Genomic DNA, 3,217 nt, shown 5'->3' with positions numbered 1-3,217 from the left:
TGGGCGGTGGTGCCGGACGGGCGGGCGCTCGTGTGGCGGTGGTTCTCGTCCGGAGGTGGGCTGTGGGGTTAGGGGCGGTCTTCGCGCTGTCGCTACCGGGGTTGGCGGTGCTGCTGGTGCTGCTGGCGGCCGGGGAGCTGGTGCTGCGGCGGGTGCGGGCGCGGCGGGGTGGTGGTCCTGGTGGCGCGGTGGTGACCAGGGCCGGGGTGGACCAGTTCGCGACGCTGTTCTCCGGCGGCAAGGAGGTGGAGCTGCGGCAGCAGCAGGTGGAGCTGATGCTGCGCGACGAGGAGGACGACGGCGCTCCGCCGCGCGGGCCGGTGGACCTGGGGTCGGGGCGGGTGCGGCTGGACGGGTTCCGGCCGGAGCGCTGAGCCCGGCCCCGCCCCGGTGGCCTGATCGGGCACCGGGGCGGGGCGGGCCTGCGGACTTGCTCGGGCGCCGGAGTGGCACGGCGGGGCGGGGCGGTGGACCGGCCCTCGTCGGGCCGCCGGTCGTCAGGCCACCGGGCCGGTCGCCGGGGCGTGGCTCGCCGGGCCGCCTGGGCTCAGGTCCAGGAGAGCGGGCCGCGCGTGGACCAGTACTGCTCGGCCGGTTCGACGAGTTCGTCGAGGGCGTCGGCGGGCACGTCCAGGGCGGTGGCGCGCAGGTTGGCGTGCAGCTGGTCGGTGCTCGCGGCGCCGGACAGGACCACGTCGGCCCACGGCTGGGCCGCGACGAGGGCGAGCGCGACGGCGTCCGGGGTCGCGTCGAGCTCGCGCGCCAGATCCTGCAGCGCGGCCGGCGGTCGGACGGCGAGGCGGCCGTTGGCCACGCCCTCCTTGACGTACACCTCGAAGCCCGCCGCCGACGCCTCGGCCAGGGCCTGGCCCGCCGAGCGCTCCAGGGCGTTCCAGGTGGACTGCACGACGGTGAACAGCGGCTGCCCGTCGACCTCCAGGGCGAGCGCGCGGCGGACGGTGTCGGCCTGGCGCGGGCCGGTGGTGGAGAAGCCGACCCGCACGTCCCGCGCGCGCAGGGCGCCGAGGGCGTCGAGCAGGGCCGGGTCGTCGAACAGCGGGCTGTCCACCGTGAGCGAGTGCACCAGGTAGCGGGAGGGCTCGATCAGGGCCGAGGTCTCCTCCCACTGCCGGGTGAAGCGCGACAGCGAGTGCTCCTTGACCTCGTGCACGTCGGCGTCGGCGCGCCAGTCGGCGACGTACGCGTACCCCCACTTGCTGGAGACGACCACGTCGTCGTGCCCGCGCTCGGCGAGCCACTCGGACAGGAAGCGCTCGGCCAGGCCGTAGGAGCGGGCGGCGTCGACCCGGCGCACCCCGGCGGCGTGCGCGGCGTCGAGGACGGCGTGGCAGGCGGCGCGCATGGAGTCGACGTCCCTGGTGGCGGGGAGCGCGCCGTCGCGGCCGAGGTTGATGTAGGCGGGCCTGCCCAGCGCGGCGAGACCAAGGGCGAATTCGGACACGACCGCCACCGTAGCCGCGCGCGCCGGGCGGCAGGCCGTCAGGCGTCGCGGCGCAGCAGCACCACCGCGCCCGCCCCCAGCGCGAGGACCGCGTGCAGCGCCACCGCCAGCCCCGCGCCCCACGGGGACAGCAGCGGGTCGGGTTGGGTGCCCGCGAGCTGGGGGGCCAGCGCGGCCAGGCTGGTGCCGTAGACGTGCTCATTCCCCGGCGCGGGCAGCAGCAGGGACGCGGTCGGGATGACGAACTGGAGCACCGACAGGGTGGTCAGCGCGCCCGCGCTGGAGCGCACGGCGAAGCCGAGGCCGAGGCCGACCAGCGCCGACACCGCCATGACCAGCGCGTTCGCCAGCACCGTCGGCCACGCGTCGGACAGCTCGGGGAACGCCGCGATCGGCGCGGGCCGGTCCCCGGTGATCCACTCCCCCAGCCCGGTCGCGGCCACCGACAGCAGCAGCGCGAGGGCGGTCGCGGTCGCGGCCACCACCGCCGTCTTCGCCGCCAGGAACGCGCCCCTGCGCGGCACGGCCACCAGCGCCGGGCGGATCATGCCGCCGCCGTGCTCGGCGGTGATGGCCAGCGCGCCCAGCACGCCCAGGCAGAACTGGCCGATGGGGACCACCGGCAGCGCCGGGTCGGCGGCCTCGAACCGCAGCCGCACCTCGGGCGAGGCGTGGTCCCAGTCGGCGGTCATCAGGTAGGCGATCGCGGCGCCCCCCAGCAGGGCCGCGGCGAGCACGGCGAGCAGCACCGCCGTGGAGCGGACCGTGCGGAGCTTGAGCCACTCGGACGACAGCAGCGCGGTCACGCCGCCACCCCCTCGGCGCGGTGCCGCACGACGGACTCGGTCAGCTCCAGGTACGCCTCCTCCAGGGACGCGCCGCGCGGCGTCAGCTCGTGCAGCAGCACCCCCTCGGCGTGCGCGATCCCGGCGACGGCGGGCGCGTCCAGCCCGCGCACCACCCACCGCTCCCCCTCGGCGACGACCTCGCCGCCCGCCCGCTCCAGCGCCGCCCCCAGCCCGCCGGGCTCCGGGGCGCGCACCAGCACCTCGCGCCGCGCCCGGCCCACCAGCTCCGACACCGGCCCCTCCAGCACCAGCCTGCCCCGCCCGACCACGACCACCCGGTCCGCGGTCAGCGCCATCTCGCCCATCAGGTGGCTCGACACCAGCACCGCCCTGCCCTCCGCCGCCAAGCCCCGCATCAGCCCCCGGATCCAGCGGATGCCCTCCGGGTCGAGCCCGTTCACCGGCTCGTCGAACAGCAGCACCTCCGGGTCCCCGAGCAGCGCCGCCGCGACGCCCAGCCGCTGCCGCATACCCAGCGACAGCGCGCCCACCCGCCTGCCCGCCACCGAGCCCAGCCCGACCCGCTCCAGCAGCTCGTCCACCCTGCGGTCGCCGATGCCGTTGCTCCTGGCCAGCACGCGCAGGTGGTCGCGGGCCGCGCGGCCGGGGTGGGCGTCACCGGCGTCGAGCAGCGCGCCCACCCGGTGCAGCGGCCGGGGCAGGTCGGCGTACCGGCTGCCGCCGATCAGCGCCTCGCCCGAGGTGGGGCGGTCAAGGCCCAGGACCACGCGCATGGTGGTGGACTTGCCCGCGCCGTTCGGGCCGAGGAACCCGGTCACCAGGCCGGGCGGCACGGTGAAGCTCAGGCCGTCGACCGCTCTCGTCGCGCCGTAGCGCTTGGTCAGCTCACGCACTTCGATCACCGGCACAGCCAATCGCCCGGAGCACCCCCGGCGGATCGGACCAC

The 3,217-nt window shown here is 77.0% G+C and carries 4 protein-coding genes; 1 reads left to right on the top strand and 3 read right to left on the bottom strand.

All coding sequences use genetic code 11. The features are described 5' to 3' along the window. Window positions 1–62 precede the first annotated feature (62 nt). Window positions 63–374, top strand: coding sequence for a DUF6191 domain-containing protein (locus ACTUAL_RS04655; RefSeq protein WP_440899376.1), 312 nt, complete (start codon window positions 63–65; stop codon window positions 372–374). A 173-nt stretch (window positions 375–547) separates the two neighbouring features. Here the strand turns inward: ACTUAL_RS04655 and ACTUAL_RS04650 are convergent, their stop codons facing one another. Genes ACTUAL_RS04650 through ACTUAL_RS04640 form a run of 3 tightly spaced genes read right to left on the bottom strand, consistent with a single transcriptional unit; the run spans window position 548 to window position 3,173 of the window. Beyond that, the gene (locus ACTUAL_RS04650; protein WP_440899375.1) at window positions 548–1,462 is read right to left on the bottom strand and encodes an aldo/keto reductase; all 915 of its coding nucleotides are present in this window, start codon (window positions 1,460–1,462) and stop codon (window positions 548–550) included. A gap of 38 nt (window positions 1,463–1,500) precedes the next feature. Then, window positions 1,501–2,268 carry an ABC transporter permease gene (locus tag ACTUAL_RS04645; RefSeq protein WP_440899374.1) on the bottom strand — a complete coding sequence of 256 codons (768 nt, stop codon included), beginning with the start codon at window positions 2,266–2,268 and terminating at the stop codon, window positions 1,501–1,503. After that, entirely contained in the window at window positions 2,265–3,173 is a 909-nt protein-coding gene (locus ACTUAL_RS04640) for an ATP-binding cassette domain-containing protein (RefSeq protein ID WP_440899373.1), read from the bottom strand. Before ACTUAL_RS04640 ends, ACTUAL_RS04645 begins: the two co-directional genes overlap by 4 nt. Window positions 3,174–3,217 lie beyond the last annotated feature (44 nt).

The sequence above is a fragment of the Actinosynnema sp. genome, from assembly GCF_052038725.1.
The sequence above is the reverse complement of the archived record's forward strand: the minus strand, read 5'-3'. Positions and strand labels throughout refer to the sequence as shown.